At 70.7% G+C, this 15,093-nt stretch carries 10 protein-coding genes; 6 read left to right on the top strand and 4 right to left on the bottom strand.

Annotated features, from left to right (window positions below):
* Positions 1-20: 20 nt before the first annotated feature.
* On the bottom strand, positions 21-2,633 hold the full coding sequence (locus tag ACEN9J_RS20975) for an LPS-assembly protein LptD (RefSeq protein ID WP_413761960.1): 2,613 nt from the start codon (positions 2,631-2,633) through the stop codon (positions 21-23).
* Between the two features lie 235 nt (positions 2,634-2,868).
* Here ACEN9J_RS20975 and ACEN9J_RS20970 point away from each other — a divergent pair, with 235 nt between their 5' ends.
* The 4 genes from ACEN9J_RS20970 to ACEN9J_RS20955 all read left to right on the top strand — a co-directional run bounded on the left by ACEN9J_RS20970 (position 2,869) and on the right by ACEN9J_RS20955 (position 6,842).
* Entirely contained in the window at positions 2,869-3,987 is a 1,119-nt protein-coding gene (locus ACEN9J_RS20970) for an aminoglycoside phosphotransferase family protein (protein WP_057593275.1), read from the top strand.
* 87 nt (positions 3,988-4,074) lie between these two features.
* Complete coding sequence (locus ACEN9J_RS20965) at positions 4,075-4,809, top strand: 16S rRNA (uracil(1498)-N(3))-methyltransferase (RefSeq protein WP_413761959.1); 735 nt, start codon at positions 4,075-4,077, stop codon at positions 4,807-4,809.
* 107 nt (positions 4,810-4,916) lie between these two features.
* Entirely contained in the window at positions 4,917-6,284 is a 1,368-nt protein-coding gene (locus ACEN9J_RS20960; protein WP_413761958.1) for a M20/M25/M40 family metallo-hydrolase, read from the top strand.
* A gap of 99 nt (positions 6,285-6,383) precedes the next feature.
* Positions 6,384-6,842 (top strand): YidB family protein, encoded by a 459-nt coding sequence (locus tag ACEN9J_RS20955; protein WP_057597353.1) that lies wholly within the window; start codon positions 6,384-6,386, stop codon positions 6,840-6,842.
* 91 nt (positions 6,843-6,933) lie between these two features.
* On the opposite strand, the gene ACEN9J_RS20950 is transcribed toward ACEN9J_RS20955, so the two are convergent.
* A complete protein-coding gene (locus ACEN9J_RS20950; RefSeq protein WP_413761731.1) occupies positions 6,934-8,403 on the bottom strand; it encodes an IS1182 family transposase in 1,470 nt (489 codons plus the stop codon).
* Positions 8,404-8,569: 166 nt separating this feature from the next.
* Here ACEN9J_RS20950 and ACEN9J_RS20945 point away from each other — a divergent pair, with 166 nt between their 5' ends.
* Both ACEN9J_RS20945 and ACEN9J_RS20940 read left to right on the top strand, forming a co-directional pair.
* On the top strand, positions 8,570-9,739 hold the full coding sequence (locus ACEN9J_RS20945) for an MFS transporter (RefSeq protein ID WP_413761957.1): 1,170 nt from the start codon (positions 8,570-8,572) through the stop codon (positions 9,737-9,739).
* Positions 9,740-9,758: 19 nt separating this feature from the next.
* Positions 9,759-12,695, top strand: coding sequence for a DUF4132 domain-containing protein (locus tag ACEN9J_RS20940; RefSeq protein ID WP_413761956.1), 2,937 nt, complete (start codon positions 9,759-9,761; stop codon positions 12,693-12,695).
* 10 nt (positions 12,696-12,705) lie between these two features.
* Here the strand turns inward: ACEN9J_RS20940 and ACEN9J_RS20935 are convergent, their stop codons facing one another.
* Positions 12,706-13,569: an alpha/beta hydrolase gene (locus tag ACEN9J_RS20935; protein ID WP_413761955.1), complete on the bottom strand. Its 864-nt coding sequence runs from the start codon at positions 13,567-13,569 to the stop codon at positions 12,706-12,708.
* Positions 13,566-15,077, bottom strand: a complete 1,512-nt coding sequence (locus ACEN9J_RS20930) for a M20 family metallopeptidase (protein WP_413761954.1) — start codon at positions 15,075-15,077, stop codon at positions 13,566-13,568. Before ACEN9J_RS20930 ends, ACEN9J_RS20935 begins: the two co-directional genes overlap by 4 nt.
* Positions 15,078-15,093: the final 16 nt, after the last annotated feature.

Below are 15,093 nucleotides of genomic sequence, written 5' to 3'. Positions count from 1 at the left end.
GCGTAGCTCGGTCTCTGGTCTCAGTCGTAATTGGTGAAGCGGCTCGGCCCTTCGACCGGCGTGCGCAGGGGCTGGTAGCGCTGGATGTTGGTGCGCAGGGCCTGCATCGGACTCGAGCCGATGGCCGCGAAGCCGACGAATTCGAGCTGGAACATGATGCGGGTGTTGGCCGTCACCTGACCGGTGGTGATGCGCTGCAGCACCACGCGCCCGATCCAGCAGCAGCCGTCGTACTCGACGCCGAGCACACCGTCGGTGAGCTTGCGGTCCTGCAGATCGTAGTTGAGCCGGCCCACGGCGTACCAGCGTCCGCCGCCCTGGCCCTTGCCAGGGCCGAGGTCCTTGCCCTTGTCGCCCCAGAAGTCGTTGAGCGGCCACTGCCAGCCGACGTCGATCGACTTGCTGCCGTCGTTGACGGCGGTGGTGTTCGGGTTGAGTGCCTTGGCCGCGAGGTAGGCATCGCTGGGCGCCTGGTAGCGCAGCGCGATGTTCACGTTGTGATAGGGCGCGGGGTTGTAGCGCGCGCTGATGGCGCTGCGCGTGGACTTGCGGGTGTCGGGGTTGTACTGGATGACCGTGTCCAGGCTCCACTTGGGCGTCCAGTTGATCTGGCCGCCCAGCAGCAGGTCGCTCGCGCGGTCCGTGACCGGATTCGCGCCCGGCAGCGTGACGCGCTGGTCCGAGAAGCGCAGGCGCTGCGCGACGCCGAAGCGCGCGGCCTCGGCACCGGTGTCGGGATCGATCAGCCGCGAGGTCACGCCCATGGTGAGCGTGTTGGTGTCCGAGATGCGGTCGTTGCCCGAGAACGCGTTCTCGGTGTAGATGGTCGCGAAGCTGAAGTCGTTGGCCGCCGTGTCGTAGTTGGGCAGCTTGCTCTGGTCGCGGTAGGGCGTGTAGACGTAGTAGGCGCGCGGCTCCAGCGTCTGGCGGAAGGCGCGGCCGAAGAAGCTGGCGTCGCGCTCGAAGATCAGGCCGCTGTCGAGGCTGAAGGTCGGCACCGTGCGGTTGGCCGAGGTGGACCAGAACACCGGCGAGTTCTTGTCGTAAGGAACACCGTTCACGTAGGTGATGTCGTTGACCGTCAGCTTCGGAATGTCGTTCTGCGGCACGTAGTAGCTGTACGAGGTGGCGTGCAGCTGCACCTTCGGGATCACGAAGGAGCTCGGGGTGAGGAAGGGCCGGCTGAGCGCCGCGACCGCGTACAGGCGGTCGCCGTCGGGCTGCGACTGCTGGACCGCGTCGTAGCCCGGTTGGCCGGAGGCGATGCGGTTCACGCGAAAGCGCGTGTAGTCCGTGGTGAACGAGAAGTCGAAGCCGCCCCAGTCGTATTTGTTGTAGTTGGCCGTGATCTGCGGCATGCGGTCGTACGAAGGCACGATCGGCGCCAGGCTGTACTGCAGCGTCTGGTAGCGCAGCGCGCGCACCACGCCGCTCCAGTCGCCCTTGCTCCAGTTGAGCGTGGCGTCGTTGGGCAGCAGGCGCTGCGACAGCGTGGGCGTGCGCGTGAAGTCGCGCCAGTAGTCGTCGTCGCTGACGCGGTTGATGTTGATGGTGGCCGAGAGCGAATCGAGGCCGAGCGCCTTGGCGTCGAAATCCTGGTGGTGGTTGGCCCAGATGCCCCAGCGCCGGGAATTGGGCTGCCGCAGGTCGAGGTCCTTGGCCTGGATCTGGCCGCTGGCCAGCTGCTGCAGCTGCGTGGCGCGCGACTCGTTGAAGCGCTGGCCCACCAGGCGGTCGCTGCCCATCAGGTCGAGCCGGATGGTGCCGTTGTAGCCCTTCTCGAGATAGCGGAACTCCGAACCCAGATTGATGCCGCGCTTGGACATCAGCGTCGGCGTGAAGGTGGCATCGCGGTTCGGCGCGATGTTCCAGTAGTACGGCTGCGCGTATTCGATGCCGTTGGTGTTGTCGATGCCGATGGTGGGCGGCAGCAGGCCGCTCTTGCGCTCGTTCGACAGCGGGAAGCTCATGCTGGGCAGCGCCGGCGTGGTGATGCCCATGAAGCTCAGCCGCGCGTCCTTGGCGACGCCCACGTTCTCCTCGGTGTCGGTGGTGATCGACGCGGCGCTCAGGATCCAGGCGGGCATCCAGCCCGGGAAGTCCTCGCGCCGGCAGGTGGTGTAGGTGGCCTCGCGCGCGACCGACACGTTGGCGTCGACGAAGTCGATGCGCTGCGCGTCGCCGTGCCCGCCGTTGGCGAGGAAGGTATAGCGCACGTTGTTGAAGAAGCCCTCGAAGGTCTCGAGCTTGAGCTCGAGCTCGGGGCCCTCGTAGACGTTGCCGGCCTGGTTGACGCGTACGTTGCCCGTGGCGCGCGCGCGGTCGTCGGGCTGGTAGTACTCGAGGCGGTCGGCGGTGATGGCGGTCTCGCCGCGCCGCAGGCTGGCATTGCCTTCCACCACGGTCTCGAGGTCGGGCCGGCCCGAGATGCGATCGCCGGTGACGAGGCTGGGCAGCTGGCTGCGCAACAGCGGCGGAATGGTCTCTGCGAGCTGGGGCGTGCGCTTGAGCGTGAGCGGGCCGTCGAGGCCCGCTCCCTGGGCCGACGCGCCATGCGCGTGCAGCAGCGCCAGGGTGAGGATGGCCAGCGGCAGCGGCGGGCCGGAACGGCGCACGTCGACTCGTCGGCTCATCAGACCTCCCGCCGATCCGTTCCGAGGAGAGCCCGGCGTCCTCCCGAGGAAGGCAGCGAGCGCACAAGGTGCCAGGCGTCGGGGCATGGATTCGTAGGCATCGGTTCGGACAAAGGAAACGTCGGGGGAGGCGGCGCGGCAGGCCGGCCGGTTGCGGGAGCCGACGGCGAACCGGTCCGATCGGGCTTCGATCGCAGAGGTTGCCGCGCCGGGCGGTTTGTAGAATCGATTATCCATGACAGCACCCCTGCCCCCGGCCCCGACGGCCCCGGCCCTCCCTGGGGCCATTTCCTGGACTGATCCTCAACGGGCCGAAGCGTTCCAGAGCTGGCTCGCCGGTATCGCCGACGCACACGCGCTGCGCCCGGACACCGTGCGGCTCGCCTCGGCCGATGCGAGCTTCCGCCGCTACTTCCGCCTCGACAGCAGCGGCCCCGAGGGCACGCGCATCGTGATGGACGCGCCGCCCGACAAGGAGAACAGCGCGCCCTTCGTCCAGGTGGCACGGCTCATGGCCGAGGCCGGCGTGCATGCGCCGCGGGTGCTCGAATGGGACCAGGCCCACGGCTTCCTGCTGCTCGACGACCTCGGCCGCCAGACCATGCTCGAGGTGCTCGACCCCGCGCGCCCCGACACCAGCCGCCCGCTCTACGACCAGGCGATCGACGCGCTGATCCGCTGGCAGCTCTCGTCGAAGCCCGGCGTGCTGCCGCCCTACGACCGGGCGCTGCTCGAGCGCGAGCTGTCGCTGTTTCCCGAGTGGTACCTGGGCCGCCACCGCGGCGTCGCCATCGAGGGCAAGCTCAAGGAACGGCTGGAGCGCAGCTTCAAGCTGATCGTCGACAGCAACCTCGCCGCGGCCAGCGTCTACGTGCACCGCGACTTCATGCCGCGCAACCTCATGGTGGCGCCGGGCGACACGCTCGCCGAACGCGCCAAGACGCCGCTGGGCGTGCTCGACTTCCAGGACGCCGTGCACGGCCCGATCACCTACGACATCGCCTGCCTGATGCGCGATGCCTTCCTGAGCTGGGACGAGGAGTTCGTGCTCGACATCACCGTGCGCTATTGGCAGAAAGCCCGCAAGGCCGGCCTGCCGGTCGACGAGGACTTCGGCGCCTTCTACCGCGCGGTCGAGTGGATGGGCCTGCAGCGCCACCTCAAGGTCGCGGGCATCTTCGCGCGGCTCACGCTGCGCGACGGCAAGCCCCGCTACCTCGCCGACACGCCGCGCTTCATCGCCTACATCCGCGCCACCGCCAGCCGCTACAGCGAACTCACGCCGCTGCTGCGGGTGATCGACGAGGTCGAGGGCACGACCGCGGTCACGGGCTTCGCCTATGGCCGGGTCTGAGCGCTGAAGAAGCACTGAACGAAATCTGAAGAAAACAATGCCGTATCGCCCATGTCCCATGGGCATGCAGCTACGAATCTCATAGCAATGCCGCGTTTTCACTGCGCCGTCCCGCTGCACGCCGGCACCACGCTGGCGCTGCCCGCGGGTGCCGCGCGCCACGTCCAGGTGCTGCGGCTGCAGCCCGGCGACACCATCACGCTGTTCGACGGCAGCGGCGGCGAGTACGCGGCCACGGTCGAGCGCATGGGCCGCAGCGAGGTCAGCGTGACGGTCGGCGCGCACACGGCCCGCGAGAGCGAGGCCGCGCGTGCCGTGCACCTGGCGGTCGGCATGCCGGCCAACGAGCGCATGGACTGGCTGGTCGAGAAGGCCACCGAGCTCGGCATGGCGAGCATCCAGCCGCTGGTCACGGCGCACGGCGTGCTGCGGCTGGCCGGCGAGCGCGCCGAGAAGAAGCGCGCGCACTGGGAGGCCATCGCGATCGCCGCCTGCGAACAGTGCGGGCGCAACCGGGTGCCGGCGATCCATCCGGTGCGGCCGTTCGCGGGCTGGCTCGAGGCGGCGCCGGAGGCCGATGGGCCCGGCCCGGTGCTGCGCCTCGTGCTGAGCCTGGCCGAGGGCACGCGCGCGCTCGGCGAGGCGCTCGCGCAGGCCGGCGGCGACCCGGCCGCGGTGCGGGTGCTCAGCGGCCCCGAGGGCGGCCTGAGCGGCACCGAGGAGGCCGAGGCCCTCGCGCGCGGCTTCGCCCCCGTGACCCTGGGCCCGCGCGTGCTGCGCGCCGAGACGGCCGCGCTCGCGGCGCTCGTGCGCCTCGCCTGAACCGGCCCCGCATCCTCCTGGGTGTTTTCCGCGACGCACGTCCGCGGGCCTTTCGGAACAATGGGGCTTCACGTTCCATTGCATCGTTTCCAAAGGATCTCCCGCCCATGCATCGACCGCTTCGCGTGCCCCGGCTCGCCCCGCTGACCGTCGCCCTGGCCCTGGCGGCCTTCGCCGCCGTCCCCCTCGCCCATGCGCAGAGCGCGCCGGTGGCGCCCACGCCGGCGCAGGTGAGCCCCGACGTCGACAAGGTCTACGCGCAGCTGATGGCCGCGCCCGCGATCCAGAAGCTGCTCGAGGCAGTGAAGGCCGATCACGAGCGCACGGTGGAGGAGCTCCGGACGCTGACCGAGATCGAGGCGCCGCCTTTCAAGGAACAGAAGCGCGCCGAGGCCTTCCTCGCGCGCATGAAGGCGCTGGGCCTGGCGGACGCGAAGATCGACGCCGAGGGCAACGTGGTCGGCCTGCGCAAGGGCACCGGCCACGGCCCGAAGCTGCTGGTCTCGGCGCATCTCGACACCGTGTTCCCGGCCGGCACCGACGTGAAGGTCAAGGAGCGCGACGGCAAGCTGTTCGCGCCGGGCATCGCCGACGACACGCGCGGCCTGTCGGTGCTGCTGTCCTGGCTCAAGGTGCTCAACGACAACAAGGTGCAGACCCAGGGCGACCTGCTGTTCGTCGGCAATGTCGGCGAGGAGGAACTCGGCAACCTGCGCGGCATGAAGGCGATCTTCCGCGACCACCTCGACATCGACGGCATGGTCGGCCTCGAGCCTTCGCCCGAGGGCCACGTGCTGGTGCTGGGCACCGCGAGCCACCGCTACGAGGTGAACTTCAAGGGCCCGGGCGGCCACAGCTTCGGCGCCTTCGGCCAGGTGCCGAGCGCGATCCACGGCATGGGCCGCGCCATCGCCAAGATCGCCGAGGTACGCACGCCGAGCTTCCCCAAGACCACCTTCACGGTAGGCACGGTCGGCGGCGGCACCTCGGTCAACACCATCGCGCCCGATGCCCGCATGGCGATCGACATCCGCTCGGACGACATGGGCTCGCTGCTCGAGACCGAGAAGAAGATCCTCGCCACGCTCGACGAAGCGGTGGCCGAGGAGAACAAGCGCTGGAACGTCAACACGCTGAGCGTGAGCACCAGGCTGATCGGCGACCGGCCCGGCGGCCGCACGCCGACCGACTCGGTGATCGTGGAGGCCGCGGTGCGCTCGAACAGCGCCTTCGGCCACAAGACGCTGCTGCGCGGCGGCAGCACCGACGCCAACGTGCCGATCTCGCTGGGCATCCCGGCGATCATCATCGGCGGCGGCGGCAAGTCGGGCGGATCCCATTCGCTCAACGAGTGGATCGACGTGACAGACGGCTGGAAAGGCGCGCAGAATTCGCTGGTCACCGTGCTGGGGCTGGTGGGCGTTCAGGGCCTGAGCCCGGCCTTGCTGCCCAAACGCGCGGCGCGTACCAAGTAATTTGTCACGTCGTAAGCCGAAAGTCAGCAAGCAAGATTTCGGCAACATTCCACCGCCTGGGAAAATCCCGCGGTTCTGTCACACACCAAGGAAAAAGCCATGGGATTGCTCGACTCGGTACTCGGTCAGGTGCTCGGAGGCGCTGCGCAACAGCAGCCCCAGGGCGGGGGGCTCGGCGGCTTGGGCGACCTGGGAGGCCTGGCCGGCGCGCTGGGCGGCCTGCTCGCCAACAACGGAAGCACGGGCGGCCTCGGCGGCCTGGTTTCGAAGTTCGAGCAGGCGGGCCTGGGCGAGGTGATCGGCTCGTGGGTCGGCAAGGGGGAGAACCTGCCGGTCTCGGGCGGTCAGCTGCAGGATGCGCTGGGCAGCGACACGATCGCCAGCATCGCCTCGAAGCTCGGCATCAATGCGCAAACCCTGCTGCCGATGCTCGCCACCATGCTGCCGGCCCTGATCGACCAGCTCACGCCGCACGGCAAGGTGCCCGAGCAGGGGCTCGGCAACCACGAGGATCTGCTGGGCTCGCTCAGCGGCCTGCTGCAAGGCCGCCAGTCCTGAGCCGCGAAGAACAACGCAATGATTCGGCGCCCGCGAGGGCGCTCAGGCTGCTGACGAACCCCATGTTTTCCGGAACATGGGGTTTTGTCTTTCAAGCGAAGCCGATTTCTGCGCGGCGCTCGCCCCATCGAGCTGCAACGAGGTCCGAGCAGGCCTGGATGCGCTGTTGCGCAGTCAGAACGCGCCTGCGATGACGTAAAAGCGCCCTCAGACGCGCCAGCAGCAGCGCGATCTTCTTGATGTTCTGCGCAGCCGCCGCCAGCAAGCACTGCTCGGCCACCTTGCGCAGCCCTCGCATGCGTGCGTAGCGATGCCCGTGCAGCTGCTTGGCATCGGCGAAGCTGCGCTCCACCGTCTCCTTGCGCCGCGCATACAGGCGCTTGCCCTCTTCGGTCAGACGCCTGGTGTCCACCCGCTCCTTGGCCCACTCCCAGACGTGGCGCACCACCACCTTCACCGCATTGGCGCTGCTCGTGCACTGCCCGCGCAGCTCGCAGCGTCGGCAGATTGCCGGATCGGACTTGTACTCGCGATAGCCCACCCGGCTGGTCGTGCTGTACGCCAGCGCCTGCCCCGCCGGGCAGACATACTCGTCGCGGTAGCGGTCGTATTCGTACTGGCGCTTGTAGAAGGTGCCCGGCTTGTGGGTCGGCGTGCGGTAGCCCATTACCCCGGCGATGCCACGCGTCTCCAGTCCCTGGCAGATCGCCGGTGTGAAGTAGCCCGCATCCAGGCCCACGGCCTGCACCTGCAGGCCGAAGCGCTCTCGCTGATGGTCCAGCCGCCCCAGGTACGGCTGGCTGTCGTGCACCGAGGCCGGCGTGACGTGGGTGTCGGTGATGATGGCGTGCTTGGCGTCGACCGTGCGGTGGTCCAGGTAGAAGAAGCCTCGAGGCTTGTCGTCGCGCACCATGAAGCCGCTGTCGGGATCGGTGCGGCTGCGCTTGACTTCCTTGCTCGGCGGCGGGGTATCGTCGTCATCACGCTTCAAGGGCTTCTTGCCCTGCGCGGCGCGATCCGCATCGACCGCCGCGTCCAGCGCTCCCAGGTAGGCCGAGGGTGTCTGCTGGACCTGCACGAGGTCGAACTTGTTCTTGTTGGCGTTGGCCTTCAGGTGGGTGCTGTCGGTGTACAGCACCCGGCCATCGACCATGCCGTGGCCGATGGCCTGGCGCACGATCTCGTCGAAGATCTCCTGGTACACGGTGGTGTCGCTGTAGCGGCGGCGCCGGTTCTGCGAGAAGGTGGAAGCGTCGGGGACCTTGTCGGTCAGGCGAAAGCCGGCAAACCAGCGGTAGGCCACGTTGACCTGCACTTCGCGCATCAGCTGCCGCTCGCTGCGTACGCCGAACAAGTAGCCCACCAGCAGCAGCTTGAACATCACGACCGGATCGAGCGCCGGGCGGCCGTTGTCGGCGCAGTACAGGTGAGCGACCTTGGCCCGGATGAACTCGAAATCGATCGCCGCTTCGATCTTGCGCAGCAAGTGGTCCTGCGGCACCAGCATCTCCAGCGTCACCATCTCGAGTTCTTGCTGCGCGGGGGTGGGGCTCTTGAGCATCCCGCCATTTAAAAGCACAAAGCCCTCGCCGGGGGCGAGGGCTTGGGGTTTGTCAGCAATCTGGGCGCCCGCGAGGGCGCTTTTTTTGCTCCGCTGGCGCGGCACGGCGAGTTCGCGTAGAACCGCGGGCTCGCCCATCGTCCGCAACCCCCGTGCCGCTTCCTCCATGAATCGCAACCTCTGGCTGCTCGCCATCTGCCAGGGCCTGTTCCTGACCAACAACGTCACCTTCATCGCGATCAACGGGCTGGTCGGCCTCGCCATCGCGCCGCGCGGCTGGATGGCGACGCTGCCCGTGATGGGCTACGTGGTCGGCAGCGCGCTCGCCACCGGGCTGGTGGTGCGCAGCCAGCGCCGTTTCGGCCGCCGCGGCGCGTTCCAGATCGGCTTGGCCGTGGCGCTGGGCTCGGCGCTGCTGTGCGCCTACGCGGCCTTCTCGAAGAACTTCTGGCTGCTGTGCTTCGCGACCGTGGTCGCGGGTTACTACAACGCCAACGCGGGGCTCTACCGCTTCGCGGCGGCCGAGCTCGCGGCGCCCGACTGGCGCGAGAAGGCGGTCTCGCTGGTGATGGCCGGCGGGCTGATCGGCGCGGTGGCCGGCCCGAACCTCGCGGCCGCCACGCGCCAGATGTTCGCCGTGCCCTTCGCGGGCGCCTACCTCGCGCTCGCGCTGGTGGCGCTGCTGTCGATGGCGCTGATGCGCTTCATCGACTTCCCGGCGCCGCCCGCGCGCGCGCAGGGCGGCGGACGGCCGCTGGCCGAGATCGCGCGGCAGCCGGTGTTCATCGTGGCCGCCGCCGCGGGCGCGCTCGGCTACGGCGTGATGAACCTGCTGATGGCCGCGACGCCGATCGCGATGCAGATCTGCAGCCTGCCGTTCGAGGACGCAGCGCTGGTGCTCGAATGGCATGTGATCGGCATGTTCGCGCCGGGCTTCTTCACCGGCCACCTGATCCGCCGCTTCGGCGCGCTGCCGGTGATGGGCGCGGGGCTGCTGCTGAATCTGGCCTGCATCGCGGTCGCGCTGTCGGGCGTGGAGCTGCGGCATTTCGCGATCGCTCTGTGCCTGCTCGGCGTGGGCTGGAATTTCCTGTTCACCGGCAGCACCACGCTGTCGCTGACCGCCTACACGGCCGAGGAGAGCGACCGGGCCCAGGGCGCGCTCAACTTCTGCGTGTTCGCGACGCTGGCGCTGACCTCCTTCGCCTCGGGCGTGCTGGTGACGACCCAGGGCTGGCAGCTGCTGAACCTCGGCTCGCTGGTGCCGGTGGCGCTGACCGGCGCCGCGCTGCTGTGGCTCGCGCACACGCGCCGCCGTGCCCGCGGCGTGGCCTGAGCCACGACGGAGACCGACGATGGCGACCGGCCGCGCGAAGAAGCAGCGCGACGATCCAGGCGGCTTGCCCGATGGCACGGTCCGCTGGACGGCGGCGATGCGCGGCGCGCTCGCCGAATTCCGCAACACGCCCTGCCGCCAGTGCGGCGCCACGCTGTCCGACAACCAGCCGCTGCACGAGCAGCTCGACCACCTCGGCCGTCATCCGCAGCCCGCCTGGCAGCAGCGGCCGGCGCGGCTGCGCGTGCTCGAGCTGCATGGCGCCGACGCGTTGCCGCTGTTCCTCGAGCCCGCGCCGCGCAAGGAGGCGCTGGCCGACCTGCTCGCGATCCATCACGTCGACGCGGTGCGCTTCCTCGCGGGCCAGGTTCGGCATCCCGAATGCAAGACGGCGCTCGCGAAGCAGGCCGAACGCTGGCCGCTGCTGGTGCTGCGCGAACTGCTGACCGCCAACCCGGCGCGCCACCAGGCCGGCGCGGCGCTGGTGCTCGAGCTGCTGGCCGCGCATCCCGAATGGCAGGCGCCGCTCGAAGCGGCCTGCGACGAGCCCCGGCGCAAGGCGCTCGCGCGGCTGCAGGCCGACGACGGCGGCGGACTGGCCGATGCCGAAGCCGCGCAGTGGCCGGCCTTCCTGCGCGCACCGCCCTGGAAGGACAGGCAGGCGCTGCCCGCGATCCCGGTGCTGGCGCTCGATGCCGTCGAACAGACCGCGCGGCTGCACTGGCAGCACGCGGTGCCGCGGCGCCATCCCCCGGTCAGCGGCGAACCCGCGCAGTGGCTGGCCGATGAAGTGCGCGAGGCTCGGCAGCGCGGCGAACGCCAGTTGGCCGAGTACCCACGTCCGCACCACACGACGCAGCCGCCGCCCGAGGCCCGGGCCTGGGACCGCCCGCGCAAGGCGCTGTGGATGCTGGGCCTGAAGGCCGAGCGCATCGAGGACGCGATCCGCGACCACGGCACCAGCCTGTCGGCGGACGACTTCGGCAAGCCGCCCGGCGACTCGTGGAGCTGCGGCGACCAGCTCTGGCAATTGCCCGAGCCGCTGGCGATGGCGGTGTTCGCGCGGCTGCCACCCGCCAGCCACTCCATGGGCGACGCGGGCTATCTGCGGCCGCTGCTGCATCGCTTCGGCACCGCCGCGCTGCCGGGCCTGCCGCCCTATCTGAAGCAGGGCTCGCGCGCCATGTTCGAGCTGGCCGCGGTGATCGAATGGGACCGGCTCGCGCCCTGGATCGCCAAGGGCTTCCACGGCAACCGCTGGGTGCGGCAGGAAGCCTGCGCCTGGCTCGGCCGCTATCCCGCGACCGCCGCGCGCGGCCTCGTGCCCGACGCGCTCGGCGCACCGGGCATCGCACGCGATGCGGCGCAGGCCGCGCTGCGCTGGCTGCACGAAGCCGGCCATGCCGATGCGGTCCATGCGCAAGCCATGGCCTACGGCCCGGCCGCGGCCGAGGCCGTGTCGCAGCTGCTCGCCATCGCACCCGAACACCTGCTGCCCGAGACGCTGCCGGTGCTGCCGAAGTCACTGCCGCTGTCGACGCTGCCGCGCCTGGTGCTCGCCGAGGAGGCCACGCGGGCGCTGCCCCTGTCGCTGCTGCCCGACGTGCTGATGACGATGGCGCTCGGCCAGCCCGAGACGCCGTACCCCGGCCTCGCGGCGCTGCAGGCCACGGTCGCGCCCGAGGCGCTGGCGCGTTTCGCACGCGCGCTGCTGGCCTGGTGGATCGGCAATGGCCGGCCGGGCAAGGAGCGCTGGATGTTCGCGCTGCAGGGCCGGCTCGGCGACGACGAGACCGCGCGCCAGCTCGCGAGCCTGCTGCGCCAGTGGCGCGCGGCGCTCGACCGCGTGCGCGCCTACGACGCGCTCGCGATGCTCGGCGAGATCGGCAGCGACGCCGCGCTGATGCACCTGGGCGAGCTCGCGCGCCAGACGCGCTACGCCGACCTCAACGCGCGGGCCTCTGCGCTGCTCGACGAGGTGGCGGCGCAGCGCGGCCTGAGCCTGGCGCAGCTGGCCGACCGCACGGTGCCCGAGCTCGGGCTCGATGCGCACGCGGGCCTGGCGCTGGACTTCGGCCCGCGGCGCTTTGCGCTGCGGATGGACGACCGCCTGCAGCCGCTGCTGCGCGACGCCGCGGGCAAGCCGCTGAAGGCGCTGCCCAAGCCCAATGCCGCCGACGATGCGGCGCTGGCCGCCGCCGCGACCGAGCAGCTCAAGGAACTGCGCAAGCTGGCGAAGACCGTCACGGCCACGCAGTTGCGCCGGCTCGAGACCGCGATGTGCGAGCAGCGGCGCTGGACGCACGGCGAGTTCATGGCCTTCCTGGTGCGGCATCCGGTGATGCGCGTGTTCGTCCGGCAGCTGGTGTGGGGGCTGTTCGACGAGAGCGGTGAACTCGCAGCGAGCTTCCGCGTGAGCGCCGAGGGCGAGCTGGTCGATCCGCACGACGATCCCTTCGCGCTGCCCGACGACGAGGGCGCGCGCATCGGCATCGCGCATCCGCTCGAGTTCGCGGCGCGCGACCCCGCGCTGGCCACCGCCTGGGCCTCGGTGCTGGCCGACTACGAGATCGTGCAGCCCTTCGAGCAGCTCGCGCGGGCGCACTTCGCGCTCGACCCGGCGCTGCGCGCGCAACGCGCGCTGCCGCAGTGGACCGGCCGCACGGTGACGAATGCCGGCCTGCTCGGCCTGGAAGCGCGTGGCTGGCAGCGCGCGGTCGGCGACGGCGGAATGGTCCATCGCTTCGGCAAGCCGGTGGGCGAGGGCCTGGCGATCTGGCTGCAGGTCGAGGAGGGCTGGTACGTGCAGGGCGCGGTCGATCCGAAAACGCAGCAGACGGTGGCGAGCGTCGCGCTCGAGGGCGCCGAGGGCCGCTGCCTCGGCGACGTGGCGCCGATCGCGTGGAGCGAGGTCGAGCGCGACCTGCAGCGCGCGGTGTGGGCGCCGGCGCCCTGAACGCCCGCGCTCAGGCCGCGGCGGGAAAGCGCCGCTCCAGCCAGCGCTCGAGCGCATCGAACACCGGCTGCGCCTCGAGTTCGTTGAAGAGCTCGTGATAGAGCGTCTCGAAGCCATGCGCCTCGACCTGCCCGCTGGCCGCGGCGGCCTGCGCGAAGGCCCGGCTCGCGGCCGGCTTCACGAGCCGGTCGTCGCCCGCGTACAGCAGCAGCGTGGGCACCGGCCAGCGCGGCGCCTGGCGCAGCACGGTCTCGCCTTCGTAGGCCAGGAAGCGCGCGAGCCGGCTGCCGATACGGTCGTGGGTCAGCGGATCGTCGCGGTAGGCCTGGACCACGGCGCGGTCGTGCGAGAGGAAGTTGTCGTCGAGCCCGTTGCCCACGCGCAGGTTGGGCGCGATGCGCGGCAGCACCGCGAGCAGCAGCTTCTGGACGCCGCTCAAGCCCGGGTCGAACCCCGGCGACGAGAGCACCAGCCCATCGACCGGCCGCACGCCGCGCGCCACCAGGCTCGCCGCGACCAGTCCGCCCAGGCTATGCCCGAGCAGCACCAGCGGCAGGCCCGGGTTGGCGGCGCGCGCATCGTCGATCACCAGCGCGAGGTCGTCGACCAGCCGCAGCTCGCTCGGCAGGCCGCCGCGCGCGCCGCTCGAGGCGCCGTGGCCATGGTGGTCGTGAGCCCAGACGGCGAAGCCCCAGCCATGCAGCCGCTCGGCCAGCGCGTGGTAGCGGCCGGCATGCTCGCCGAGACCGTGCACCAGCACCACCACGGCGCGTGCCGGGCCCGGCGCGGGCAGGCGGCGCAGCACCAGCGTTTCGCCGCCGGGCGCGGCGAGCGACACGCGCTGCGGCTCGGGCAACGCGGCCCGCGGGCTCACGCGGCCGCCGGTGCTTCCTGCGCGGCGCGGTGCGCGGCCGGCAGCGCCGCGATCACCTCGGCCACGGCGGCCGTGAGCTTCTTGGCGTAGGGCACGTGCAGGAACTCGTTCGGGCCGTGGGCGTTGCTCTTCGGGCCGAGCACGCCGCAGACCATCATCTGCGCGGTCGGGAAGCCGGCGCTCAGCATGTTCATCAGCGGGATCGTGCCGCCCTGGCCGATGTAGCCGCAGGAGGCGCCGAAGTGGGCGCGCGAGGCCTTGTTGAGCGCGTCTTCGAACCAGGGCGTGATGGTGGGCGCGTTCCAGCCGGTGGCGCCGCCGTGGCTTTCGAAGGTGACGCGCGCCTGGTAGGGCGCGTTGTCCTCGAGCAGCGTCTTGAGGCTGGCGACCGCCTCGGCCGCGTCGACCAGCGGCGGCAGCCGCAGCGAGAGCTTGAAGGCGGTGTAGGGACGCAGCACGTTACCGGCATCCTTCAGCGCCGGGAAGCCCTCGGCGCCGGTCACCGACAGCGTGGGCTTCCAGGTGCGGTTGAGCAGCGCCTCGACCGGGTCGGTGGTGGTCGGCAGCGCGAACATGGTGGAGCCGCCGCAGTCGTAGTGCGCCCACGGGAAGCGCTTGTAGACCTCCTCGCCGAGGATCGCGGCCGTGGCCTTGGCCTGCGCCAGCCGGTCGGGCGGCACCTCGCAATGGAAGCTCGCGGGCAGCAGGCGGCCGGTGGCGCTGTCCTCGAGGCGGTCGAGCACCTGGCGCATGATGCGGAAGCTCGAGGGCACGAGCCCCGAGGCATCGCCCGAGTGGATGCCCTCGGTCAGCACCTCGACCTTGAGCGTGCCGCTGGCCATGCCGCGCAGCGAGGTGGTGAGCCACAGCTGGTCGTAGTTGCCGGCGCCCGAATCAAGGCAGATCACCAGTTTGACCTCGCCCAGGCGCGGACGCAGCGCGTCGACGTAGGGCAGCAGGTCGTAGGAGCCGCTCTCCTCGCAGGTCTCGATCAGGCCGACGATGCGCGGATGGGCCGTGCCCTGGCGCTTGATGGCCTGCAGCGCCGCGATGCTGGCGTAGACCGCGTAGCCGTCGTCGGCGCCGCCGCGGCCGTAGAGCAGGCCGTTCTCGTACTTGGGCGTCCAGGGGCCGAGGTCGTTGCGCCAGCCGGTGAACTCGGGCTGCTTGTCGAGGTGGCCGTACATCAGCACGGTCTCGCGCATGTCGGTGCCGGTGGCGGGCACCTCGAAGAACAGCACCGGCGTGCGGCCCTCGAGGCGCACGATCTCCAGCTTCAGGCCCTCGACCTTCTGCGCCTCGACCCAGGCGGCGGCATTGCGCAGCACGGTCTCGAGGTGGCCGTGGGCCGACCAGTCCTTGTCGAAGCCCGGCGACTTGGCCGGAATGGCGATGTAGTCGGTGAGCTGGCGCACGATGTCGCCGTCCCACTGGGCGGTGACGTCGGACAGGGCCCGCTCGGCGTCGAGCAGGCCGGCGGGAATTTCGCGGTGCAGGGGAGCGTTCATCGGGGTTCTCCGCGGT

The organism is Variovorax sp. Varisp41 (genome assembly GCF_047325085.1).
Lineage (GTDB): Bacteria > Pseudomonadota > Gammaproteobacteria > Burkholderiales > Burkholderiaceae_C > Variovorax.
This window is presented reverse-complemented; position numbering and strand designations above follow the sequence as displayed.

Excerpts from the sequence above, each read along its gene's own strand:
- ACEN9J_RS20930 (WP_413761954.1), bottom strand. The coding sequence starts at position 15,077 with ATGAACGCTCCCCTGCACCGCGAAATTCCCGCCGGCCTGCTCGACGCC.
- ACEN9J_RS20945 (WP_413761957.1), top strand. The coding sequence starts at position 8,570 with ATGAATCGCAACCTCTGGCTGCTCGCCATCTGCCAGGGCCTGTTCCTG.
- ACEN9J_RS20940 (WP_413761956.1), top strand. The coding sequence starts at position 9,759 with ATGGCGACCGGCCGCGCGAAGAAGCAGCGCGACGATCCAGGCGGCTTG.
- ACEN9J_RS20975 (WP_413761960.1), bottom strand. The coding sequence starts at position 2,633 with ATGAGCCGACGAGTCGACGTGCGCCGTTCCGGCCCGCCGCTGCCGCTG.
- ACEN9J_RS20970 (WP_057593275.1), top strand. The coding sequence starts at position 2,869 with ATGACAGCACCCCTGCCCCCGGCCCCGACGGCCCCGGCCCTCCCTGGG.
- ACEN9J_RS20955 (WP_057597353.1), top strand. The coding sequence starts at position 6,384 with ATGGGATTGCTCGACTCGGTACTCGGTCAGGTGCTCGGAGGCGCTGCG.
- ACEN9J_RS20960 (WP_413761958.1), top strand. The coding sequence starts at position 4,917 with ATGCATCGACCGCTTCGCGTGCCCCGGCTCGCCCCGCTGACCGTCGCC.
- ACEN9J_RS20965 (WP_413761959.1), top strand. The coding sequence starts at position 4,075 with ATGCCGCGTTTTCACTGCGCCGTCCCGCTGCACGCCGGCACCACGCTG.
- ACEN9J_RS20950 (WP_413761731.1), bottom strand. The coding sequence starts at position 8,403 with ATGCTCAAGAGCCCCACCCCCGCGCAGCAAGAACTCGAGATGGTGACG.